The 22,003-nt window shown below is 69.6% G+C and carries 21 protein-coding genes and 1 tRNA gene; 13 read left to right on the top strand and 9 right to left on the bottom strand.

All coding sequences use genetic code 11. From position 1 onward, the window contains the following. Nucleotides 1-139 precede the first annotated feature (139 nt). The 9 genes from J0911_RS18670 to J0911_RS18630 all read left to right on the top strand — a co-directional run bounded on the left by J0911_RS18670 (nt 140) and on the right by J0911_RS18630 (nt 8,230). The gene (locus tag J0911_RS18670) at nt 140-532 is read left to right on the top strand and encodes a GntR family transcriptional regulator (RefSeq protein ID WP_207276998.1); all 393 of its coding nucleotides are present in this window, start codon (nt 140-142) and stop codon (nt 530-532) included. Continuing rightward, nucleotides 529-1,533 (top strand): ATP-binding cassette domain-containing protein, encoded by a 1,005-nt coding sequence (locus tag J0911_RS18665; RefSeq protein WP_207276997.1) that lies wholly within the window; start codon nt 529-531, stop codon nt 1,531-1,533. The genes J0911_RS18670 and J0911_RS18665 overlap by 4 nt, the downstream gene beginning before the upstream one ends. Further along, the gene (locus J0911_RS18660) at nt 1,530-2,300 is read left to right on the top strand and encodes a hypothetical protein (protein WP_207276996.1); all 771 of its coding nucleotides are present in this window, start codon (nt 1,530-1,532) and stop codon (nt 2,298-2,300) included. The genes J0911_RS18665 and J0911_RS18660 overlap by 4 nt, the downstream gene beginning before the upstream one ends. Nucleotides 2,301-2,334: 34 nt before the next feature. Beyond that, complete coding sequence (locus J0911_RS18655) at nt 2,335-3,348, top strand: ABC transporter ATP-binding protein (RefSeq protein ID WP_207276995.1); 1,014 nt, start codon at nt 2,335-2,337, stop codon at nt 3,346-3,348. Then, nucleotides 3,345-4,097 carry an ABC transporter permease gene (locus J0911_RS18650; RefSeq protein WP_207276994.1) on the top strand — a complete coding sequence of 251 codons (753 nt, stop codon included), beginning with the start codon at nt 3,345-3,347 and terminating at the stop codon, nt 4,095-4,097. Before J0911_RS18655 ends, J0911_RS18650 begins: the two co-directional genes overlap by 4 nt. Nucleotides 4,098-4,271: 174 nt before the next feature. After that, a complete protein-coding gene (locus J0911_RS18645; protein WP_207276993.1) occupies nt 4,272-5,198 on the top strand; it encodes a bile acid:sodium symporter family protein in 927 nt (308 codons plus the stop codon). A gap of 113 nt (nt 5,199-5,311) precedes the next feature. Further along, the gene (locus tag J0911_RS18640) at nt 5,312-6,046 is read left to right on the top strand and encodes a glutamine amidotransferase (protein WP_207276992.1); all 735 of its coding nucleotides are present in this window, start codon (nt 5,312-5,314) and stop codon (nt 6,044-6,046) included. Nucleotides 6,047-6,113: 67 nt separating this feature from the next. Further along, complete coding sequence (locus J0911_RS18635) at nt 6,114-7,214, top strand: heparan-alpha-glucosaminide N-acetyltransferase domain-containing protein (protein ID WP_207276991.1); 1,101 nt, start codon at nt 6,114-6,116, stop codon at nt 7,212-7,214. Then, nucleotides 7,211-8,230 (top strand): hypothetical protein, encoded by a 1,020-nt coding sequence (locus J0911_RS18630; protein ID WP_207276990.1) that lies wholly within the window; start codon nt 7,211-7,213, stop codon nt 8,228-8,230. The genes J0911_RS18635 and J0911_RS18630 overlap by 4 nt, the downstream gene beginning before the upstream one ends. Before the next feature lie 42 nt (nt 8,231-8,272). On the opposite strand, the gene J0911_RS18625 is transcribed toward J0911_RS18630, so the two are convergent. The 5 genes from J0911_RS18625 to sp36 form a co-directional block, all read right to left on the bottom strand. After that, nucleotides 8,273-9,421, bottom strand: coding sequence for a 3-deoxy-7-phosphoheptulonate synthase (locus J0911_RS18625; protein WP_207276989.1), 1,149 nt, complete (start codon nt 9,419-9,421; stop codon nt 8,273-8,275). A 526-nt stretch (nt 9,422-9,947) separates the two neighbouring features. Beyond that, nucleotides 9,948-11,183 (bottom strand): NAD(P)/FAD-dependent oxidoreductase, encoded by a 1,236-nt coding sequence (locus J0911_RS18620; RefSeq protein WP_207276988.1) that lies wholly within the window; start codon nt 11,181-11,183, stop codon nt 9,948-9,950. A gap of 155 nt (nt 11,184-11,338) precedes the next feature. Continuing rightward, a tRNA-Pro gene (locus J0911_RS18615) sits at nt 11,339-11,412 on the bottom strand. Between the two features lie 176 nt (nt 11,413-11,588). Beyond that, nucleotides 11,589-12,050, bottom strand: a complete 462-nt coding sequence (locus J0911_RS18610; RefSeq protein WP_207276987.1) for a RidA family protein — start codon at nt 12,048-12,050, stop codon at nt 11,589-11,591. After that, on the bottom strand, nt 12,047-12,211 hold the full coding sequence (gene sp36 / locus J0911_RS18605; RefSeq protein WP_207276986.1) for a Sp36 family protein: 165 nt from the start codon (nt 12,209-12,211) through the stop codon (nt 12,047-12,049). The genes J0911_RS18610 and sp36 overlap by 4 nt, the downstream gene beginning before the upstream one ends. Before the next feature lie 108 nt (nt 12,212-12,319). On the opposite strand from sp36, the gene J0911_RS18600 reads away from it, so the two are divergent. The 3 genes from J0911_RS18600 (at nt 12,320) to J0911_RS18590 (ending at nt 16,369) form a co-directional block, all read left to right on the top strand. Continuing rightward, a complete protein-coding gene (locus J0911_RS18600) occupies nt 12,320-14,713 on the top strand; it encodes a transglycosylase domain-containing protein (RefSeq protein WP_207276985.1) in 2,394 nt (797 codons plus the stop codon). A gap of 3 nt (nt 14,714-14,716) precedes the next feature. Beyond that, nucleotides 14,717-15,733, top strand: a complete 1,017-nt coding sequence (locus J0911_RS18595) for a metallophosphoesterase (RefSeq protein ID WP_207276984.1) — start codon at nt 14,717-14,719, stop codon at nt 15,731-15,733. Nucleotides 15,734-16,039: 306 nt separating this feature from the next. Further along, nucleotides 16,040-16,369: a hypothetical protein gene (locus J0911_RS18590; RefSeq protein ID WP_207276983.1), complete on the top strand. Its 330-nt coding sequence runs from the start codon at nt 16,040-16,042 to the stop codon at nt 16,367-16,369. Nucleotides 16,370-16,483: 114 nt separating this feature from the next. On the opposite strand, the gene J0911_RS18585 is transcribed toward J0911_RS18590, so the two are convergent. From J0911_RS18585 to J0911_RS18570, 4 genes are all read right to left on the bottom strand, one after another. Beyond that, a complete protein-coding gene (locus J0911_RS18585; protein WP_307816059.1) occupies nt 16,484-17,161 on the bottom strand; it encodes a Crp/Fnr family transcriptional regulator in 678 nt (225 codons plus the stop codon). 161 nt (nt 17,162-17,322) lie between these two features. After that, complete coding sequence (locus tag J0911_RS18580; RefSeq protein WP_207276982.1) at nt 17,323-18,444, bottom strand: bifunctional 2-methylcitrate synthase/citrate synthase; 1,122 nt, start codon at nt 18,442-18,444, stop codon at nt 17,323-17,325. A gap of 83 nt (nt 18,445-18,527) precedes the next feature. Further along, a complete protein-coding gene (gene prpB, locus J0911_RS18575) occupies nt 18,528-19,451 on the bottom strand; it encodes a methylisocitrate lyase (protein ID WP_207276981.1) in 924 nt (307 codons plus the stop codon). Continuing rightward, on the bottom strand, nt 19,451-21,049 hold the full coding sequence (locus tag J0911_RS18570) for an MmgE/PrpD family protein (RefSeq protein WP_207276980.1): 1,599 nt from the start codon (nt 21,047-21,049) through the stop codon (nt 19,451-19,453). The genes prpB and J0911_RS18570 overlap by 1 nt, the downstream gene beginning before the upstream one ends. Nucleotides 21,050-21,219: 170 nt before the next feature. Here J0911_RS18570 and nth point away from each other — a divergent pair, with 170 nt between their 5' ends. After that, on the top strand, nt 21,220-21,960 hold the full coding sequence (gene nth, locus J0911_RS18565; RefSeq protein ID WP_307865173.1) for an endonuclease III: 741 nt from the start codon (nt 21,220-21,222) through the stop codon (nt 21,958-21,960). Nucleotides 21,961-22,003: the final 43 nt, after the last annotated feature.

The following is a 22,003-nucleotide window of genomic DNA, read 5'->3' as shown; positions in this document are numbered from 1 at the left end:
GCTGGTGCGGCGTCCAGCGGGGGGAGCTTGCGGCAGAACTCAGAAAAGTCCGCCAAAGGGCTTGCGCGCACCCCTCGGTCCATGGTTCATTACTCAGGTAATGAACCCCTGAACCAATGAACCGAAGGGAGGGCAGCCCGTGTTCGACGGCCCGGAACCGATCTATCTCCAGATCGCGCAGATGATCCGCGCGCAGGTGCTCTCCGGTGAGCTCGACGAGGAGGACCAGGTCATGTCCACCACACAGTTCGCCACCACGTTCCGCATCAACCCGGCCACCGCGCAGAAGGCGTTCGGGCAGCTCGTGGAGGAACAGGTGCTGTACAAGCGTCGCGGACTCGGGATGTTCGTCGCGCCCGGCGCCCGGGAGCGCCTGCGGGCCGACCTTCGCGAGCGCTACTTCGACGAGGTGCTGGGGCCCGCACTGGCCCAGGCATCCCTGCTCGGCATCTCGGCCGACGACATCGTCGCCTACGTGGGCGGCCACCGGCCCTCGAACGGCTCGGCCGCGAGGCATGAGGAGGAGTCATGACCGCATTACCACCGTTCGCCGCCCGGTTCCAGGACGTCGAGGTGACCTTCCCTCGCTCCTGGACCGCGGGCGCCAACGGGACGGCGTACCGGGTGCCCGGCAGCACCGCGCTGGACGGCGTCACCTGTGACGTACCGGCCGGCCAGATCACGGGGCTCCTGGGCCGGAACGGCGCGGGCAAGTCCACGATGCTCGGTCTGCTCGCGGCCTTCCGGCGCCCGACCGGCGGCACGGTTCTGACCGGGCCGGACGGGGACCTGCGTGACCCGTGGGAGGACGCCGCGCTCACGTCCGCGATCCTCCTCGTCCAGGAGAGCGGGGACGTGTTCCACGACCAGAAGGTCGCGGCCACTCTCGCCTACTACGCGGACCTCCGGCCCGAATGGGACGCGGGGTACGCCGAGGAGCTGCTCGACCTGTTCGAGGTGCCGCTGCGGACCAAGCCATCGGCGCTGTCCCGCGGCAAGAAGTCGGCGCTCGCGGCCACGCTGGGCCTTGCCGCCCGGGCACCGCTGACCATCTTCGACGAGGTGTATCTCGGCATGGACACGCCCACGCGGTTCGCGTTCTACGACGCGCTGCTGGCCGACTACGCGGAGCATCCGCGCACGATCGTCCTGTCCAGCCACCTCGTGGAGGAGACGGAGCGGCTGTTCGAGCACGTGGTGCTCGTCGACCGCGGACGGGTCGTGTTCGCCGAGCCGGCCGAGGAGCTCCGCAGCCGTGCGAGCTCCCTGACGGGGCCCACGGCCGTGGTCGAGGACCTCGCCGCGGGGCACGAGGTGCTGCACCGCCAACACCTGGGGCCCACCACGCGGATCACCGTGAACGGTGCGCTGTCCGACGACGACGCGCGTGCCGCCGCTGCCGCGGGGGCCACGATCGGTCACGAGGGTCTCGAGAGCCTGTTCGTTCATCTGACACGTACCTCACGGGAGGCCCCGGCCACGAGGGTGCCGGACACGGATCGGGCCCCGGCCCGGAAGGAGGAGCTCCGATGAGCGCTGTCGCAACGGCTCTCGACGAGCGGCGCACCGCCGTGCAACGGCGGGCGGTACGCGCCGTGGACGGGCAGATCGCCGCGGTGCTGCGCACGGTCGGCTTCTGGTACTGGCCGGTCATCGCGCTGGCCGCGGTGGTGATCGCTCTGGTCCAGCAGCGGCTGGGAGCGTTGGACGGCAGTACGGTCCAGTACGTCGTGGGTAGTGCCCGCTGGTTCGCGTTCTCGCTCGGTGTGATCGTCCCGATGGCCGTGATGCGTCCGCACCTGGCCGCCGGCGGCACCCGGCGCGCCCTGGTCCGCGGGGTGGCGCGGGGTGCGGTCCGTGCCGGCGTGGTGTTCGGCCTCGCCGTCGCCGTGCTCTACGCGGCGGAACAGGTCGCGTGGCGCCTGCTCGACCTCGACTGGTACCGCACCCTCGGTCCCGACCGGACCACCGGCGTCGGCGGGTTCCTCGTCAACACGGTGGGGGAGGGCCTGGTGGCTCTGACCTACTTCCTGCTCGGTGCCGCGGTCGCGGGTGGGTTCGCGCGGTTCGGCCCGTGGCTCGGCCTGGTCCTGTGCCTCGGGTTCGGCTTCCCCGCCGTCGTCGCCGACGTCGCGCTCTACACCGGGCCGGCGACCGCGCTGGCCGCGCAGATCCTGGGCATGAGCGGTCCCCTGCCGATGCTGGCGGGCCTGTTCACAGTTCTCGCGGCGGCAGCGGTGACATACATCGCGCTCGGCCTCATCCTGCGTGACCTTCCCGTCAAGCGTCCCAGTTCCTGATGGCACCCCCAGCTCTTCCGAGAGGAGAAACGCCATGACAGCCACCCGTTCCGGCGCCGGGCCCGATGACGGCCCGCCCGTCGTCGACGTACGGAACCTCCGCAAGACCTACCGCGTGAAGGGAGGGCCCGAGAAGGTCGCCGTCGCGGACGTGTCGTTCGAGGTGCGACGCGGTGAGATCTTCGGAATCCTCGGCCCCAACGGGGCCGGCAAGACGACCACCGTGGAGTGTCTCGCCGGCCTGCGACGGGCCGACGGCGGCACGGTCCGCCTGCTCGGCCGTGATCCGCAGGCCGCCCCGGCCTCGGTCCGTGAGGACGTCGGCATCCAGCTCCAGGAAGCGGCACTGCACGACCGCATCACCGTGGGCGAGGCGCTCGACGTGTTCGCGTCGTTCTACGAACGGCGCGCGGACCCGGCCGAGCTCATGGACCTGCTCGACCTCACCGAGCACCGGAACGTGCAGTTCGGGAAGCTTTCCGGTGGCCAGAAGCAGCGACTCTCGATCGCGCTCGCTCTCGTGGGCAAGCCGCAGGTGGCGATCCTCGACGAGCTGACCACCGGCCTCGACCCGGCCGCCCGCCGTGCGACCTGGGAACTCGTGGAACGAGTCCGCGACTCCGGGGTCACGATCCTGCTGGTCACGCATTTCATGGACGAGGCCGAGCGGCTCTGTGACCGGCTCGTCGTGATCGACCGCGGCACCGTCGTCGCGCAGGGCACGCCCACGGAGCTCACCGACGGGCTCCGCCGCGACCGCGGTGTACGACTCCGCTTCGCCGAGGACACCGGCCGGGGGCGCGCGCTCGACCTGCTCACCGCGCTGGCCACGCGGGACGACGACGTGACGGCCGTCGTCTCCGCGGACGGCGAGATCGAGGTGACGGGGACACGCAAGGTGCTGTTCGCCGTCGTGCGCGAACTCGCCGCCGCCGACGTCGTGCCCGACGACGTCCGCACCGTGACCCACAGCCTGGAGGACGTGTTCGTCGACGTCACCGGGCGGCAGTACCGCGCCGACGAGAACGACGAGGAGAACGTGGCATGAACGCCGGACCCCTGCTGACCACCGAGACGAAGGTGTGGCTGCGCGATCCGGCCGCCGTGTTCTTCGCGCTCGTGTTCCCCGTGCTGCTGCTCGTCGGCCTCGGGCTCGTGATCCCGGACTTCCGCAGCCCCATGGAAGAGCCCGGACTGCCGTGGGACTCCGCACCCAACGTGACCATCTGGCTGCCGACCATCCTCGCCCTCGCCGTCGCGACCATCTCGCTGACGACGATGCCCGTACAGTTCGCCACCTTCCGGGAGAAGGGCGTGCTGCGCCGGCTGGCGACCACCCCGATGCCGCCGCGCAACCTCATCGGCGCGCACCTGGTGATCAACGTCGTGGCGCTGCTGGTGGCGGCGGCCGCCGCCGTCGTCGGCGGTATGACGGTGCTCGACATCCCCTTCGCGGTGGACCCCCTCGTGGTGCTGCTCTGCTTCGTGCTCGCCACCACGGCGATGTTCTCGCTCGGGCTGCTCGTCGCCGCGCGTGCCGATCGCGGAAGCGCGGCGTCGGGGATCGGGATGCTGATCTACTTCCCCTCGCTGCTGTTCTCGGGAGTATGGGTGCCGATTCCCGTCATGCCGGACTGGATGGCGCAGATGGCGAAGTACACACCGATCGGCGCGGCCTCGCAGGGCATGCTGGCCGGCTGGTTCGGGGACGACTTCCCGCTGACCCAGGTCCTCGTCATGGTCGCCTGGACCGCCGTGCTGTTCCCGCTCGGGATCAAGCTGTTCCGCTGGACGTGACCTCGAGGTCCGTCGCCCGTCCCGCGCCGCCCGCCCGTCCCGCGCCGCCCGCCCGTGCCGGGCCGCTACGCTGACGGCCGGACGGCTGCCGGCCGGGACGTGGCAGGGCCGGCGACGAGAACGGGTCTCGTCGCCGGCCCGGGCGCAGCCCGACCCCGGGAAAGGGAGAGTGGGATGCGTAGGGTGGCGGAGTTCGCCGGGCGATGGTTCGCCGTGCTCGTGGTCCTCGGAGGAGCCATCGGGCTGCTCGCGCCGACGGCGGTGGCACCCGTGGCACAGCACATCCCGCTCTTCCTCGGGATCATCATGTTCGGCATGGGGCTCACCCTGCGCGGGCGAGACTTCGCCCTCGTCGCGCGACGCCCCTGGGCGGTGCTGATCGGCGTCGTCGCGCAGTTCCTCGTCATGCCGCTCGCCGCCTGGGCCGTCGGCGGGCTGTTCGGGCTCACCGGCATGGCGCTGCTCGGCATGATCCTCGTCGGCGCCGCGCCCGGCGGGACGGCGTCGAACGTGATCGTCCACCTCGGCAAGGGCGACACCGCGCTGTCCGTGACCATGACCGCCGTCTCCACCCTGTTGGCCCCGCTGGTCACGCCGGCCCTCATCCTCTGGCTCGCCGACGAGGCGCTCGACGTCGCGTTCCGGGACCTGTTCGTCTCGATCGTCCAGGTGGTGCTCGTTCCCGTGCTCGCAGGACTGGTGCTGCGAGCCGTCGCGAGCCGCGTCGTGGAGCGACTGCTGCCCTACCTGCCGCTCGTGTCGGTGACCGGCATCGTGGTGGTCGTCGCGGGGATCGTCGCCGCGAACGCCGAGACGGTTCTGGGCACCGGGCTCCTCGTCGCGCTCGCCGTCGTCGTCCACAACCTGTTCGGCCTGGCGCTCGGGTACGGCGCCGCGAAGGTGGCGCGCCTCGACCGGGCCGCGCGGCGGGCCGTGAGCATCGAGGTCGGCATGCAGAACTCCGGCCTCGCGGCCTCGCTCGCCGCCACGCACTTCACGCCCGCGGCCGCGCTACCGGCGGCGTTGTTCTCCGTCTGGCACAACGTGTCGGGATCGGCGCTGGCCTCCTGGTGGGCCAGGCGCAGCGGCGTACGCGGGTAGCCGGCGCCGGAACCGGGCGGGGGGCGTTGGCGGGATCACGCGCCGACGCGAACGCGTGGTCCCGCTTCGCAGTCATGGCGGCGCGGGCCTCCACGACCTTCTAGGCTTCCGACATGAAGCCGTTCCTGCTCCTGGCGACGCGCGCCGAGGACGAGGCCGCCGACGCCGAGTACCAGGCATTCCTGGACCACGGCGGCCTTGCCCCGGAACAACTGCGCCGCGTCAGGATGGAGTCCGGACCACTGGGCGACGTGGATCTCGACGACTACTCCGGCATCATCACCGGGGGAGGCCCGTTCAACTTCTCGGACGCTCCCGTTCTGAAGACCCCCGTCCAGCGGCGCGTCGAGTCCGAGATCTTCGCCCTGCTCGACGAGGCCGTCGAGCGGGACTTCCCGTTCTTCGGGGCCTGCTACGGCATCGGGACCCTCGGCGCGCACCGCGGCGCCGAGATCGACCGGACCTACGGCGAGCCACCCGGCCCGGTCACCGTCGAGCTGCAACCCGCCGCGGCCGACGACCCGCTGCTCGCCGGGATGCCGGAGTCGTTCGCGGCATACGTGGGACACAAGGAGGCAGTGCGCAAGCTGCCCGATGACGCAGTCCTCCTGGCATCCTCCGCCGGCTGCCCCGTCCAGATGTTCCGGGTGAAGCAGAACCTGTACGCGACACAGTTCCACCCGGAACTGGACTTCCCCGGCATCGAGCTGCGCATCCGCGTGTACAAGAGCTACGGCTACTTCCCGGCCGACGAGGCCGAGGCCGTCACCGAACGGTCCCGTGCGGTCGAGGTGACACACCCGATGCGGATCCTGCGCAACTTCGTGGAGTCGTACAGGGCGGGATAGGCCGCTCCCGGGGCGTCGCATCCGGCGTGTAGGATCTCGTCGCGTGTCAAGTTCCCGACGGCGTCTCGTGAGCCTTGACGCCCTGCGGGGAACGATGCTCGTGGCGAGCGTTGTCTCGAACAGCATGGTTCACGTTCCGGAATGGTACGACCACGCGCGCTGGGCCGGTGTCCGCGGCATGGATCTGATCTTCCCCGTGTTCGTGACGATCACTGGCATGGGGCTCGGCTTCGCCTTGCATCGGCGAGTTGCTCCGGGTGCGCTCGCTCGGCGTGCTGCTGTCCTTTTCGCCGTGGGGCTGCTGTACAACGCCGTGACGCAGTGGATGTTCGACCCCGCCTCGTGGCGTATTCCCGGGGTCCTCCAGCTCTATGCGGCGGTCGTCGTAGTGCTGGGCCTGCTGCATCTCTTGACCAGGTCGTGGATGGGATGGGCGGCCGTCACCCTCATTCTGGCCACGGCGCATACCGTTGTACTAGCCGCGACAGCGGTGACCTGCCCCGGCGGCCTGCTCACACCCGCGTGCAATCCCTCCGGCGCGATCGACCAGGCGTTGTTCGGTACGGCACACATGTACCGACAAGGGCTCTGGGGACATGACCCTGAAGGAGCGGTTGCCGTGCTGGGCGCCCTCGTATCGGCGTCGGCCGGCGCGACGGCTGCACATCTGCTTCTCGCGGTGCGGGCGCGAGCCGATGGGACACGGCAATCAGTCGCCGCCTCCGTGGTTCCGTTGCTCTGCGTCGCGGCGGCCTGGGCGGTCACGGCCTGGCTCGCGATCCAGGTTCCGGCATGGGCCACAGGGACGCCCACCTTGGTGATGAAGCGTCTATGGACCGCGCCGTTCGCTCTGATGGTAGCGGCGGGCACGATCATCGTGCTGCTGGGTTGGTACCTTCTCCTGGACCGCATGAACACCGGTCGACTACTACAAGGGAGTACATACCCGCTGCTCGCACTCGGACGCAACAGCTTGCTGGTCTACTTCGGCTCGCACATTCTGATGAGCTTGCTGGTGCGGGAATTCGGCGGAGCACCTTCTCTGATCGACCGGATATGGCCGGTGCTCGGCCGTGAGCCGCAAGCGACGCTGTCTCTTCTCCTCGTGGCCGGGTGGACGGCCTTGGCGGTTGTTCTTCACCGAAAGAGGGTGTATCTGCGCCCATGACCGTTCCGGCAGTTCCTGGCAGGACGCCCAGTCGTCGCAGCGCCCGCCTCCTCGGCTGGATTGTTTTCCTCAGCGTGGTCGCACTCGCCTGCGTCGGTGCGGTCAGGGTCTCCGCCGCTACGGATGTGGCTGCCCAGCGGGTCCTGTACTCCTTGGTGCCGCACCCCGACGACGAGTTCGAGTTCTGGTCGCTCGTCGAGGATGATCCGAAAACTTTCCCGGTCTTCCTCGTGTTGACGCGCGGCGAACAGACCAGCTTCTGTGGCCGCGCGTTCGAGAAGGGCTGGCAGCCGGATCTCGAGCCGAAGCCCTCGGTCAGACCGACGGGAAGATGGACGCAGGAGTGCCGAACGGCTCGCGTCGATGCTCTGCTCCGCTATATGCAGCACATGTCTTCCCAGGATCCCACGATCCCGGGGGATTTTGAGGCGCCCCGGACGGTCGGACCTTTTCCTGACAAGGACGGCGTCACGTGCCGGGTGAGTTCACCGGACCGCTCCGGACAATGCGAGGGCGCCCGGTCCGCCAAGGTATGGGAAGATCGGCAGGATCGTGGCAATGTGGTGTTCTTCGACCTGGGTGATGGGGACCTCACGGCGGACGAGGTGGGCTGGGCTCTTCGAACCGTCCGACGCCATCCCGAAGCATTTGGGATCGACCCGGCGATGCCCGAAGCCGGTGCCGTCGGAGCTTTCGCGAATGAGCACGGCGGCTGCTTCTCGTATCCGCATCCGGACCATGTCGCGGTGCACCGGGCCCTGGCGACGGAATCGTTCGGGTTGCCGTTCCAAGCAGCGGCCACCTGTGCGGATTCAGCAGCCGACACGGTGGTTCGCCGCGCGGTCTCGCGGGAGGCTGCGACGAACGCGTTTGGCGTGGGCCCTGACGATACTCGTACCGGAGCCCACACCGGCTCATACGGCTGGCTGCACGATTCGTACTACCCGCTTGACCCAGAAGGGCAGGACGAACTCTTCACCCGAGTCCAGTGGTTCTGGGTGCGATACACCCCGTAGGCGAGCAGCCGACCGCGCAGCGGCCGGCTGCTGCCTCAAGGGTCACTCGCGGCGCTCGCGGACCGCTTCGGCGAGGGTGTGGAGCAGGCTCTGAGTGGTGCTCCAGTCCATGCACTTGTCGGTGACGGACTTCCCGTAGTCCAGGGTCTCCAGTGGCCCGGGCTTCTGGGCGCCGGCCTCGAGGAACGACTCCAGCATCAGACCGGTGATGCCCGGTTCGCCCGCCGCGAGGCGCGCGGCGATCTCGCGCACGACCTCGGCCTGGCGGACGTGGTCCTTGCCGGAGTTGCCGTGGCTGGCGTCCACGACCAGCCCCGTCTCGACCGCACCGCCGAGACCCGAGGCGCGTGCCACAGCCAGTGCGGCGGCCACGTCCTTCGGCCGGTAGTTCGGCCCGCCGCGCCCGCCGCGCAGGATCACGTGACAGTCCGGGTTGCCGGCCGTCTCGACCGCCGCCGCCCGGCCCTCGGAGTCCGCGCCGAAGAAGGTGTGCTCGTTCGCGGCGGTGACACACCCGTCCACGGCGATCTGCACGTCCCCGTCGGTCGCGTTCTTGAACCCCACGGGCATGGACAACCCCGACGCCAGCTGCCGGTGCACCTGCGACTCCGCGTTCCGCGCCCCGATCGCACCCCACGTGACCGCATCAGCGATGTACTGCGGACTGGTCGGCTCCAGGAACTCGCACGCCGCCGGCACACCCGCGTCCAGCACCCCGAGCAACACCTGCCGCGCCAGCCGCAACCCGTGCTGCACGTCGTGACTGCCGTCCAGGTGCGGATCGTTGATCAGCCCCTTCCACCCCACCGTGGTGCGCGGCTTCTCGAAGTACACCCGCATCACCACCACCAGATCATCCGCCAGTTCTCGCGCCGTCGCGGACAACCGATCCGCGTACTCCAACGCCGCGACCGGGTCATGCACGCTGCACGGCCCCACGATCGCAAGGAGGCGGTCGTCCTCTCCGGTCAGGACGTCGCGCACCTCCCGCCGTGACGTGGCCACCAGATCACCGCGCCGGGTACCCAACGGCATCTGCGCCAGCACCTCACGCGGAGCCGGCAACGGATCAAGGGCACGGACACGCAGGTCGGAGGTGCGGGCCTGCAACTCGGCGGGTGGGGCCGACGCCTTGTCGGGCGACGGGTCGGACGACGGGTCGAGTTCCGGGCGAGTGGTCGGCGTGTTCATCGGATCGATGCTCCTGGAGATCGGTGGGGCTCGGCTGTGCGTGGACAGATGCTGTGTCCAGGCGGGTGCCGCCACCGCCTCGTGATCCGGAGCGGCCCGTCTGGAATGACGAAGGGCCCGGACACGGTCGGTGTCCTAGGCCCTGGTGGCTCCGGGTGGATGTGGTCAGGCGCGAACGCGCCGGGCTCCACCAGGAGCCGACGTAAAGCGCCAATACCAACGGATGTTCACACCGAAGAACGTAGCCCGGGGACGCTCTCGCGTCCAGCGCTGCTCGGTATGTGGTCGGTCACGTCGGTCTCCGTTCCGGGGTGGTGCCCGGCGGTGGCGTGCCCGGCGGTGGCGTGCCCGGCGGTGGCGTGCCCGCGGCCCGTCGCCGGACAGGTCATGCGAAGCCCGCCATCGCGGCGGCGAGCACGTAGAGCGCGGCCAGCGCACAGACGAGGGTCACGGTTCGCCTGCCACTCGGATTCATGGATCCGAATAGTGCCAGACATTACGCCGTGGGCGAAAGGTCGCCTGTGCGTCATGATCCGACGAAGTCCTCCAGTTCGCCGCGCGGGACATCGTGCCCGCCGACGATCAGGTCCTTGATCCGATCCACCTGGTCCCACACGTTCACGGCCATACCGGCCACGACCCGGTCGTCGCGGACCCAGAACGCGACGAGCTCGCGCTTGCGGACCGATCCGGCCACGACGACGGCGTACCCCCTGTCGGCGTCCACCCAGCCGGTGTACTCCATGCCCAGGTCGTACTGGTCGGAGAAGAAGAACGGGAGCTTGTCGTACGGTGCGTCCGCGCCGAGCATCGCTCGGGCGGCGTGGACCCCGCCGTCGTTGGCGGCTGCCCAGTGTTCGACGCGAAGGGGGCGGCCGAAATGCGGCGACGGAACGCTGGCGACGTCGCCGGCGGCAAAGACGTCCTGGTGGGAGGTGCGGAGCGTCCCGTCGACGGCGATCCCACCGCCCTGGGTGCCGGGCCGCAGATCGAGGCCGGCGACCTCGGCGAGCCCGACGTTCGGCGTCGCACCGATGCCGATGACCACGATGTCGGCGTCGACCTCGGTCTCGTCGTCCAGCTCCACCCCGACGACCCGGGACTCGGAGCCGACCAGGCGTGCCACGGAGGTGTCCCGGACCAGGCGAGTGCCGTGCTCCGCATGCACGTCCGCGAAGAGTTGGGCCATCTCGGCGCCGAGCACCGGGGCGAGCGGTGCGCTGTTCCGGCCGAGCACGGTCACGTCGAGGCCCAGTGTGCGGGCCGACGCCGCCACCTCGAGCCCGATCCACCCGTCACCGACGACGGCGACCCGCCCCGCGCCCTCGAGCGAGCAGTCGAGGATCACCCGGGAGAGGCGGTCCGCGTCGTCGAGCGTCCGCAGGTAGTGGACGCCCGACAGGTCCGTGCCGGGCACGTTCAGGGGGCGGGGTGAGGAACCCGTGGCGAGCAGGCACTGCGAGTAGCGGAGGGTGCGGCCGTCGGCGAACGTGAGGACGTGGTCGGCGGCGTCGAGTCCCACGGCGAGCGTGGCCGCGCGGACCTCGACGCCGTGGTTGTCGTACCAGTCGTCCGCCAGCGGGAACACGACGTCGCGGTCGGATTCCGCCCGAAGGAAGTCCTTGCTCAGCGGCGGACGCTCGTACGGGTGGTGCGCCTCGGCGGTGACGACGACGACATCGCCGTCGTATCCCTCGGCGCGGAGTGTCTCGGCCGCACGGGCGCTGGCCAGTCCGCCTCCGACCAGGACGATCGGTTCCATCACGGGCCTCCGGGGTCGCGGGGCAGGAATGCGTCCAGGCTCTCACGGTGTGCGTGGGAACGCGGGGCGGGCGGTTTCCCCGCGTTGCCCGTGCAGGCAACGCGAAAAGGCTCCCTGGCCATGCGTTGCCGCTGGCCAAGGAGCCTTTCGGTGGGTCGGGGTGACAGGATTTGAACCTGCGACCTCCTCGTCCCGAACGAGGCGCGCTACCAAGCTGCGCCACACCCCGGATCGCCTGCCACAACCCTTGGGCTGCGGAAGCCTGCTCAGCATAGCCGACACGAGGCCCGGGCACGAAACCGAAATAGCGGTGAGCCGAGTCACGTACCCTGCACGCCGGCGAGGACCACGCAGGAGCGCTCTGCCGGTGCGTCGCAGCTCGTCGTGGGCGCACCGGACGCCTCGTCAGGCGAGTTCGACGACGATCTCGACCTCGACCGGTGCGTCCAGAGGCAGAACGGCGACGCCGACGGCGGAGCGTGCGTGCGGTTCCCCGAAGACCTCTCCCAGGACGTCGCTGGCGCCGTTGATCACGCCGGGCTGCCCGGTGAACGACGGATCGCTCGCGACGAAGCCGACCACCTTCACGACGCGCGTGACCGTGTCGAGACTGCCCGTGAGCGACCGGACGGCGGCCAGCGCGTTCAGTGCACAGGTCCGCGCCAGGTCCTTGGCCCGTGCGGGGTCGACGAGGTCGTCACCGTCGCCGACCTTGCCGGTCGCCCGGAGGGCGCCCTCGGCCATGGGCAGCTGACCCGAGGTGTACACGTACTGTCCCGAGCGCACGGCCGGGACGTACGACGCGACCGGCGGGACGACGTCGGGCAGTTCGATCCCGAGATCGGCGAGCCGTTGCTCCGCGCTCACTGCTCGCCCGCCGGGCGCTTGAGGTAGGCGACGAGCCCGGTGCCGTCCGGGCCGGGCACGACCTGGACGAGTTCCCAGCCGTCGGAGCCCCACTGGTCGAGGACCGCCTTGGTGTTGTGGATCAGGAGGGGGATCGTCGAGTACTCCCACGTGGTAGCCATGGGGCCGATCGTAGCCCGGCGTCGGCAGGGGCACCGTACACACGACCCGCACACCGCGCGGCCCCCGTACCGCGTGTCATCACAGGCTTTCCTACTACCCTGGACCGCATGTCGTCGGCCCACCCCCTGAGCTCAGAGCAGCGGCGGATCACCCGCAAGATTCCCGCCACGCAGCTGATCGCACTCCTCCTCGCCTTCGTCCTGACCGCCGGCGCGGGCGGCCTCATCGGCGCCGGGATGCTCATCCCCCTGGCCGCGGGGACGGACACCACCGTCGACGCCGGTGTCCGCCTGTTCGACGAGGTGCCGGACGAGCTCGAGCTGACGCCACTGTCCGAGCAGTCGCGAATCTTCGCGAGCGACGGCAAGACCCTGCTGGCCTCCGTCTACGAGCAGAACCGCATCGTGGTGCCGCTGAAGAAGATCTCGAAGCACATGCAGCACGCCGCGATCGCCATCGAGGACGAGCGCTTCTACGAGCACAACGGCGTCGACCCGCAGGGCATCGCCCGTGCGGCGGTCAGCAACGCCTCGGGCGCCGCACAGCAGGGCGCGTCCACGCTCACGCAGCAGTACGTGAAGAACTCCTTGATCGAGGAGGCGCTCAAGGACGACGACCCGTTCGGCATCCTCGACGCCCGGGAGGACTCGATCCAGCGGAAGATCCGCGAGGCCAAGCTCTCGATCGCGATCGAGAAGAAGATGACGAAGAACGAGATCCTCGCCGGCTACCTGAACGTCGCCCAGTTCGGGGTGAGCATCTACGGGGTCCAGGTCGCCGCACAGCGCTACTTCAGCAAGAACGCGGCAGACCTGAACGTCGTGGAGGCGGCGACGATCGCCGGCATCACCAAGGAGCCGAGCCGGTTCGACCCGCTGGAGAACCCCGAGACCAACGAGGAACGCCGGAACCTCGTGCTGAACAAGATGTGGGGGCTCGGGTACATCTCCGACGACGAGTACCGGGAGGCGAAGGACACTCCGATCGAGGACACGCTCAAACCGCGCAAGCTCCAGCTCGGTTGCGAGGAGGCGCCCGCGGGGTCGGCGTTCTTCTGCGACTACGTGATCAAGGAGTTCCTGCTGAGCGAGGAGTTCGGGGAGACCCGCGAGGATCGGTACAACCTGCTCTACCAGGGTGGGCTCGACATCGTGACGACGCTCGACATGAAGAAGCAGAAGGCGGCGCAGGAGACGGTCAACGAGGTCGTGCCGACCAGTGATCCGAGCGGCCTGGACGCGGCGATCACGTCAGTGGAGCCCGGCACGGGCAAGATCCTCAGCATGGCGCAGAACAAGCCGTACGACGCGTCCGACGAACCGGAACCGTTGCACACGGCCCTGAACTTCTCGGCCGACTACCTGCATGGTGGATCGACAGGCTTCCAGCCCGGATCCAACTTCAAGCCCTTCGTGCTCACGGAGTGGCTTCGCTCCGGCCACCGCCTGAACGATGTGCTCCCGGCGACGACTGTCACGTTGCCGCAGGGATCCTTCTCGGCGGGCTGTGAAGGTGCGTCACTGGCCGGTGCCGACTGGCGGGTGCGTAACGCCGAGGATGCGTCGAGCAGCTCGATGACCGTGTCACAGGGCACCTACCAGTCGGTCAACACGGTCTACGCACGGATGTCCCAGCAGATGAACCTCTGCGGCATTCGCAAGTCCGCCTACGACGCCGGCTTCCGCCCGTCGCTGCACGCCAGCATCGACGGTGGGGGCCCGATCAAGGGCGAGGCGAAGGCAAAGGACATCGAGGTCCTGCCGTCCATGACCCTCGGGACGCAGCCCACCACGCCGCTCTACATGGCTTCCGCCTACTCGACGTTCGCCACGGGCGGGACGTACTGCAAGCCGATCGCGATCCTCTCGGCCGAGACCCGCGGTGGTGAGGAGCTCGACGTGCCGTCGGCGGGCTGCAAGCAGACCCTCGAATCGAACGTCGCGAACACCGTGGCCTACGCGATGACCAAGGTGTTCACCGGGAGCCCCTGGGGCACGGGCTGGACCGTCAAGGACAGGTTCGCCGCGACTCGTCCGGTTGCCGGTAAGACGGGAACCACGCAGTCGGGCTACCAGAGCTGGTTCACGGGCTACACGCCGAACCTGTCCACGTCCGTGTGGGTCGGCCAGGCCAAGGGGAACGACGTGCACCAGAACATCCTCGTGAACGGCGGCAAGTACAACCTCGAGAAGCCCGGCCAGCCCTACCCGTGGCTGTACGGAAGCTCCGTCGCACTCCCCGCATGGGACATCTACACCACCGAGGCGATGAAGGACATGCCGATCGAGCAGTTCCCCAGCGCGGATCCGAACCTGATCGGCAAGGCGCCCACCCAGTCTCAGCCGCCGGGCGACGATGACGACGATTCCGGCGACGGTGACTCGGAGGGCGGTGGCGGTGACTCCGGCGGTGACAACGGCGGTGGGAACAACGGCGGCGGGAACGGAAACGGTGGCGGCAACGGCAACGGCAACGGTGGCGGAGCCGAGGGGAACGACTGACCCATGGCCGTACGCACAGCGCTGACGGCGCTCGCGACCGTCGGCGGGGCCGCAGCCGCCGGCCTCGCCTACGCTCACCTGGAGTCGAAGCTGTTCACGGTGCGCCGGTTCACGGTTCCCGTCCTGGCGCCCGGACAGCGGCCGGTCCGGGTACTGCATATCAGCGATCTGCATCTGACGCCCTCACAGCACACCAAGCAGGACTGGGTCCGGTCGCTCGCGGGCCTCGCGCCCGACGTCGTCATCAACACGGGCGACAACTTCGGGCACCTGCGTGCGCTCAGCCCGCTGCTGGACGTGCTCGGGCCGCTCATGGAAGTACCCGGCGCTTTCGTGATGGGCTCGAACGACTACTTCGCGCCCACGTTCAAGAATCCCGCCCGATACCTTCTGCCGGACGCGCGCGACCATCGTGACGACCTCGTACCGCTTCCCACCGAGTCCCTGGCGAAGGCATTCCGCGAGGCCGGCTGGGCGGACCTGACGAACCGCCGCGACGCGATCACGCTCCGTGACGGCCGGGTGCTCGACCTGGTCGGCATGGACGACCCGCACCTGGACCGCGACGTCATGCCGGAGCCGCGCACGGCGACCGGCACCGGGACTGCGGCCGCGCGCTCCCTCCCCGGTGCGAAGCCGGCCGAGGACGTGGCCAGTCGCGTGGACTTCGCTGGTGACGCGCAGGACCCGCTCCTGCGCTTCGGCGTCGTCCACGCCCCGTACCAGCGTGTGCTGAACCAGCTCCGGGCCGACGGTGTCGACATGGTGTTCGCCGGCCACACCCACGGCGGCCAGCTCTGCCTCCCCGGCGTCGGCGCCCTGGTCACGAACTGCGACCTGGACCGCGGCCGGGCCTCCGGCCTGCACGGCTGGCCAGGCCCGCGCCCGGACGAGCCGGATGGCGACGACTCCACGTGGCTCCACGTCTCTGCCGGCGCAGGCACGTCGCCGTACTGGCAGATCCGCTTCGCGTGCCGCCCGGAGGCCACCCTCCTGACCCTCACGGCCAAGGTGAGTTAGCCCGCCGTTCCAGCGCCTACTGTCCCTGGCAACTTCCGGTCGATAGGAAGACTTGGACTCATCAGTTATTCGCGATTATGATTTAGTCCGATTTATCCTGATGGGCAATCCTGCCCCAAGTGCATGGATGCCACCATAGGGAGGTGCATCGATGCCATCTACTACTCGATCGAGAACGATAGTGCGGACGCTCAGCCGTGCATCCGAATGACGCTGGAGCAGACGCATACGCAAGAGCGATCTCATGCGCGCTTGCACTCAGCGACGAGCAGCCGAGCACGGAATGCATACCGGGAGACGGCTGACATGACCACGACCGCACCTTCCGGCCGTCGTCACATCGGGCTCTACGTCTCGGCCTGTGCCATCGGCATCGTTGCCTACCTGGTCGGTCCGTGGATCTGGTACTTCGGCCACCTGCGGCCACTCACACACGACGGACTCGGCGCGCCACTGACCGGACGAGACGTCGCCGTGATCGGTGTGCCCTTTCTCCTCGCCTGGATCGTGCTCCTGTGGGCGTACCGGGCACGCCGATCGGTGGGCGCAAAGGAAGACGGTGCGGCCGGCCTCCTGTTCCTGGGAGGCATCGAGATCGCCGCTCTCCTGTTGTTCGCGATCGCGACCCTTCGGTAGCTGTCGAACGGCATTCGTGTGATCGATTCGCATCATCGGCGCACCGACCCCACGGACGCCGATGGCCCGGACCGTTCAGGTCCGGGCCATCGCGATGTGATCAGGTGGAGAGCCTCAGCGCGCCCGCCGTTCCAGCCGGTCCATGTCCAGCAGCACCACGGCGCGCCCCTCGCGCCGGACCCACCCGCGGGTCGCGAAGTCGGCCAGGGCCTTGTTGACCGTCTCGCGTGAGGCGCCGACCAGCTGGGCGAGCTCCTCCTGCGTGAGGTCGTGGGCCACCCGTACGCCGTCGTCGTTCGGCTCGCCGAAGCGGGTCGAGAGGTCGAGCAGCGCCTTGGCGACGCGGCCGGGCACGTCGGAGAAGACGAGGTCCGCAAGTGTCTCGTTGGTGCGGCGCAGGCGGCGCGCGAGCGCGCCGAGCAGCTGCATGGAGACGGTCGGGTGCTCGCCGATCCACTTCACGAGCGCATCGTGGCGAAGCTCGTAGACCAGCGCGTCGGAGACCGACGACGCCGATGCCGTGCGCGGACCCGGGTCGAAGAGCGACAGCTCACCGAACATCTCGCCCGGGCCCAGGATCGACAGCAGGTTCTCGCGCCCGTCGGCGGAGCGACGGCCGAGCTTGATCTTGCCCGAGGCGATGACGTAGAGCCGGTCTCCGGGCTCGCCTTCCCGGAAGAGAACGTCGCCACGGACCAGGTCCACCGGGACCATCGACTCGAAGAGCGCGCGCGACTCACCGCTCTCCATGTCCGCGAACAGGGGTGCTGAGAGTACGACCTCGTCGTCCACCAGTGATGTCCTCACTTGTCGGGGACCAGGTGCCCGCGCCCGGTGTCACCGGCGCGACGTCCTGAAGTCCGTGTGTTGTTCCAGTACCCAGTGTGCCGCACGATCCGCGAAAACCGTCGATGGAGGCGGGTTCACGGCGGCGTGGCGCGGCACACGGGGGATCAGGGGACCTGGCGCTCGTCCGGTCCGTTGTACTCGCAGACCGGACGGATCAGGGCGTTCGAGGCCCGCTGTTCCATGATGTGCGCGGTCCAGCCGGTGATGCGCGACGCCACGAACAGGGGCGTGAAGATGTTCGTGTCGAAACCCATCAGGTGGTAGGCGGGCCCGGCAGGGTAGTCGAGGTTGGGCTTGATGCCCTTGCGCTCGCCCATCGCCTGCTCGAGCGCGTCGTACAGGTCGAGCACCTCGTGCTTCCCGTAGTGCTCCACCATGTCGCCGAGCACAGCGCGCATGGTGGGCACCCGCGAGTCGCCCTTCTTGTAAACGCGGTGGCCGAAGCCCATGATCTTGCGCTTGGACGCGAGGGCGTCGTCGAGCCATGCGACGGCCCTGTCGGCCGTGCCGATCTCCTCGAACGTCTCCTGCACGGCCTCGTTCGCGCCACCGTGCAGCGGTCCCTTGAGCGCGCCGATCGCACCCGTGACGGCGGAGTGCAGGTCCGCCAGCGTGGAGGTGATGACGCGAGCCGTGAACGTCGAGGCGTTGAACGAGTGCTCCGCGTAGAGCACCATCGACGCCTCGAACGCCTTGACGACGGCGGGGTCGGCCTCCTCGCCGAACGTCATCCACAGGAAGTTCGCCGAGTAGCCCAGGTCCTCACGTGGCGGCACGATCTCCTGTCCCCGCCGCCGGCGCTGGTCCAGCGCCACGACCGACGGCATGACCGCCCACAGCCGCAGCGCCTTGCCGAGCTCCGCGTCGACCGAGGAGTCCTCGGCCTGCGGGTCGTGCGCCCCGAGCAGCGACACCGCGGTGCGGCAGACGTCCATCGGGTGGCACTCGGTGGGCAGCTCCAGGATCGCCGCCTTGACGTTCTCCGGAAGGGCACGCGCAGCACGCTCGGCCTTCGTCTGCTCGTCGAGCTGGGCCGACGTGGGCAGCTCGCCGTGCCAGAGCAGGTACGCGACCTCCTCGAAGCTCACGCGGGCGGCGAGATCCTGGACGGGATACCCGCGGTAGAGCAGCGAGTTGGTCTCGGGGTTGACCTTGGAGATCCCGCTCTGGTCGGCGATGACGCCGGCCAGGCCCTTGCGGATCTCGCCGGTGGGGGTTGCGGTCATGCTGTCACTCCTTCGTGAGGTGCTTCATCGGCCGGGCCTGCCGGGGCCTGGTCGTGGTCCCGGCAAGCCCGCCCGGCGTCTGGTCAGTGCTGGTTGTTCTGCCCCGGCTCGTAGGTGAAGACGGTCGAGTCGAAGTGGTTGTAGCCCGCGTAGTCGACGAGTTCGTAGAGCCGCGCCCGGGTCTGCATGTCGCCGACGACGGCGTCCTGCGTGCCCTCCGCGTTCAGCGTGTCCAGCGTGCGCTCGGCCGCGCCCATCGCCATCCGCAGGAGGGTCACCGGATAGATCACGATCCGGGCGCCGGCGTCGCCGAGCTGCTTCACCGTGAACAGTTCTGACTTGCCGAACTCGGTCATGTTCGCCAGCACCGGCACGTCGAGGGCCGAGGCCACGGCTTCGAACTCCGACAGATCACGCATGGCCTCCGGGAAGATCGCGTCCGCCCCGGCGTCGGCCAGTGCCTTGGCCCGGTCGACAGCGAGCCGGAGCCCGCGGTCGCCGGGCTCGGTACCCCGCACGTCGGTACGTGCCATGACGAGGAAGTCCGGGTCACGACGGCCGTCCACCGCGGCGCGCACGCGACGCACCGCCTCGCCGAGCCCGACGACCTCCTTGCCGTCCAGGTGCCCGCAGCGCTTCGGGTTCACCTGGTCCTCGAGGTGCATTCCGGCGACGCCCGCGTCCTCCATCGTCTGCACGGTGCGGGCGACGTTCATCGGCTCCCCGAACCCGGTGTCCGCGTCGACCAGTGTGGGCAGGTCCGTGACACGGGCGATCTGCCCGGCGCGCCCGGACACCTCGGACAGCGTCGTGAGCCCGATGTCGGGCAGCCCGAGGTCCGCCGACAGGACGGCGCCCGAGACGTACACGCCGTCGAACCCCTTGTCCTCGATCAGGCGTGCGGACAGCGGGTTGAAGGCGCCGGGGAGGCGCAGGACGTCGCCCGAGGCCAGCGCCTCGCGGAAGGCGCGGCGCTTGGCCGCCGGCGTCTCGCGGCTGAAGAGCATCACCGGCCTCCGGCGTTCGTCGCGGTCGCCCGGCCTCCGGCGGCGCCCGCCGCGGCGGGCGTGCCGTCTCGGGGAACCATGTCGAACAGCCCGCGCGGTGCGGGAACCTCGTCCAGCAGGCCGGGGCGCGCGACGATCGTCAGCTCGCGGACCTCGGCCGGGGTGAGCTCCGGCAGACGCTCGGCGAGGTCGAGGAACCGCGCGATCTCCGCCTCCTCCAGGACCCCCTCGGTCAAGGTGCGGAACTTCGCCACGTAGTTCTCCCGGGCGAACGGCCGCGCGCCGAGCGGGTGCGCGTCGGCCACGGCGATCTCGCGGGTCACCGTTTCTCCCGACGCCGTCGTGATCTCCACGCGTCCACCGAACGCCTTCTCGGCCGGGTCGGTGGAGTGGTAGCGGCGCGTCCACTCGGGGTCCTCCGTGGTGGTGACCTTGCGCCACAACTCGACCGTGTCGGGGCGCTGCGCCCGCTGCGGCGCGTACGAGTCGACGTGGTGCCACCCGCCGTCCTGCAGGGCGACCGCGAAGATGTACGGCACGGAGTGGTCGAGCGTCTCACGGGACGCCGTGGGGTCGTACTTCTGCGGGTCGTTCGCGCCCGAGCCGATCACGTAATGGGTGTGGTGGCTCGTGTGCAGGACGATGCTCTCGACGTTCGCCGGGTCGCGCAGGTCGGGCCGCTCGCCGCCGAGCGCGCGGGCCAGGTCGATGACGGCCTGCGCCTGGTACTCGGCCGAGTGTTCCTTGGTGTACGTGTCGAGGATGCCGGTCCGGGGTTCACCCGCACCCGGCAGCACGACGTCGTACGCGGCGTCCGGTCCGTCCAGCAGCCACGCGACCACGCCGTCCTCGCCCTCGTAGATCGGCTCGGGAGAGGTCTGGCCGCGCATGGCGCGGTCGACCGCCTCGACCGCGAGCTTGCCGGCGAACGCGGGCGCGTGTGCCTTCCATGTGGAGATCTGGCCCTTGCGGGACTGCCTGGTGGCCGTCGTGGTGTGCAGCGCCTGCCCGATCGCCTGGAACACCGTCTCGGTGTCCAGGCCGAGCATCGTGCCGATACCGGCGGCAGCGCTCGGGCCCAGGTGCGCGACGTGGTCGATCTTGTGCTTGTGCAGGCTGATCGCCTTGACCAGGTCCACCTGGATCTCGTAGCCGGTGATGATGCCGCGGAGCAGTGCGGCGCCGTCCACGCCCGCATGCTGGGCGACGGCGAGGACCGGCGGGATGTTGTCACCGGGATGGGAGTACTCGGCCGCCAGGAACGTGTCGTGGAAGTCGAGCTCCCGCACGGCCACCCCGTTCGCCCAGGCTGCCCACTCCGGGCTGCAGGTCCGGTCGGCGGGCAGGCCGAACACGGTCGATCCCGGGGTGTACGGGTGTGCCACGGCCTGCGCGCGGGACGCGACACCAGGTCCGCGGACCAGGCTGGCCGCCGCGACCGACGCGTTGTCGATCACGCGGTTCACGACCATGTCGGTGACCTCGGACGCCGGCGCGACAGGGTCGGTCGCGAGCTCGGCGAGCTTCCATGCCAGCTGGTCCTTGCGTTCGAGGCTCTCCGCGCTCTTGTAGACGCGGAGACGATGGGTGTACGGCATTCTGTGCTCTCCCGATCCATTCCCGATACGACGTCGTAGCGAGAACCAGCCTATGCGGTGAGCACGACGCGAAGGTTCCCGGTACCTCGCGAAACTTCCCGCGAAATTCACCGGTGCGGATGGAACCTCCTCGGGCGGCCGTGTCGGTCTCGCTCGATACCCTGGCAGGCGTGACCACGTCGGAGACGGACAGCGGCCCGGAGACCACCCCGACCGGCGAGAGCCGGCTCGCGCTCGTGCGGCGTGCCCGGCGGATCGACCGGGTGCTCGCCGAGACCTACCCGGACGCGCGGGCGGAGCTGGACTTCACCACGCCGCTGGAGCTGCTGGTCGCCACCGTGCTGAGCGCCCAGACCACCGACGTGCGCGTGAACGCCACGACGCCCGCGCTGTTCGCGAGCTACCCGGACGCGGCCGCCTACGCGGCGGCCGACCCGGAGGAGCTGGAGGAGATCCTCCGGCCGCTCGGTTTCTTCCGCGCCAAGACCCGAGCCGTCATCGGGCTCGGCAAGGCCCTCGTGGAGCGGTTCGACGGTGAGGTGCCGGGTCGCCTGCAGGACCTCGTGACCCTCCCGGGAGTGGGCCGTAAGACCGCGAACGTCGTGCTGGGCCATGCGTTCGGCGTTCCGGGAATCACGGTCGACACGCATTTCGGGCGGCTCGCGCGGCGCTTCGGCTTGACCACCGAGCAGGACCCGGTGAAGGTCGAGCACGAGGTCGGGAAGCTCTTCCCCCGAAAGGACTGGACCATGGTCAGCCAGCACCTGGTCTGGCACGGCCGCAGGGTGTGTCATGCGAAGCGACCCGCGTGCGCGGCGTGCCCGGTGGCGCGCTGGTGCCCGTCGTCGGGCATCGGGGAACAGGACCCGGTGACCGCCGCGGCACTGGTCCGCACCTCCGGCCCCAACTGAGTCCGTCGCGCCCGCCGCGCCCGACTCCGCGCCCCCGGACGCG

It is taken from the genome of Myceligenerans salitolerans (assembly GCF_017349295.1).
Taxonomy (GTDB): domain Bacteria; phylum Actinomycetota; class Actinomycetes; order Actinomycetales; family Cellulomonadaceae; genus Myceligenerans; species Myceligenerans salitolerans.
This window is presented reverse-complemented; position numbering and strand designations above follow the sequence as displayed.

Bases quoted from the DNA above. Each gene is read 5' to 3' on its own strand.
- J0911_RS18665 (WP_207276997.1), top strand. From the start codon at position 529: ATGACCGCATTACCACCGTTCGCCGCCCGGTTCCAGGACGTCGAGGTG.
- J0911_RS18590 (WP_207276983.1), top strand. From the start codon at position 16,040: ATGACCACGACCGCACCTTCCGGCCGTCGTCACATCGGGCTCTACGTC.
- J0911_RS18600 (WP_207276985.1), top strand. From the start codon at position 12,320: ATGTCGTCGGCCCACCCCCTGAGCTCAGAGCAGCGGCGGATCACCCGC.
- J0911_RS18595 (WP_207276984.1), top strand. From the start codon at position 14,717: ATGGCCGTACGCACAGCGCTGACGGCGCTCGCGACCGTCGGCGGGGCC.
- J0911_RS18570 (WP_207276980.1), bottom strand. From the start codon at position 21,049: ATGCCGTACACCCATCGTCTCCGCGTCTACAAGAGCGCGGAGAGCCTC.
- J0911_RS18645 (WP_207276993.1), top strand. From the start codon at position 4,272: ATGCGTAGGGTGGCGGAGTTCGCCGGGCGATGGTTCGCCGTGCTCGTG.
- J0911_RS18630 (WP_207276990.1), top strand. From the start codon at position 7,211: ATGACCGTTCCGGCAGTTCCTGGCAGGACGCCCAGTCGTCGCAGCGCC.
- prpB (WP_207276981.1), bottom strand. From the start codon at position 19,451: ATGCTCTTCAGCCGCGAGACGCCGGCGGCCAAGCGCCGCGCCTTCCGC.
- J0911_RS18625 (WP_207276989.1), bottom strand. From the start codon at position 9,421: ATGAACACGCCGACCACTCGCCCGGAACTCGACCCGTCGTCCGACCCG.
- J0911_RS18640 (WP_207276992.1), top strand. From the start codon at position 5,312: ATGAAGCCGTTCCTGCTCCTGGCGACGCGCGCCGAGGACGAGGCCGCC.
- sp36 (WP_207276986.1), bottom strand. From the start codon at position 12,211: ATGGCTACCACGTGGGAGTACTCGACGATCCCCCTCCTGATCCACAAC.
- J0911_RS18580 (WP_207276982.1), bottom strand. From the start codon at position 18,444: ATGACCGCAACCCCCACCGGCGAGATCCGCAAGGGCCTGGCCGGCGTC.
- J0911_RS18660 (WP_207276996.1), top strand. From the start codon at position 1,530: ATGAGCGCTGTCGCAACGGCTCTCGACGAGCGGCGCACCGCCGTGCAA.
- J0911_RS18620 (WP_207276988.1), bottom strand. From the start codon at position 11,183: ATGGAACCGATCGTCCTGGTCGGAGGCGGACTGGCCAGCGCCCGTGCG.
- J0911_RS18655 (WP_207276995.1), top strand. From the start codon at position 2,335: ATGACAGCCACCCGTTCCGGCGCCGGGCCCGATGACGGCCCGCCCGTC.
- J0911_RS18650 (WP_207276994.1), top strand. From the start codon at position 3,345: ATGAACGCCGGACCCCTGCTGACCACCGAGACGAAGGTGTGGCTGCGC.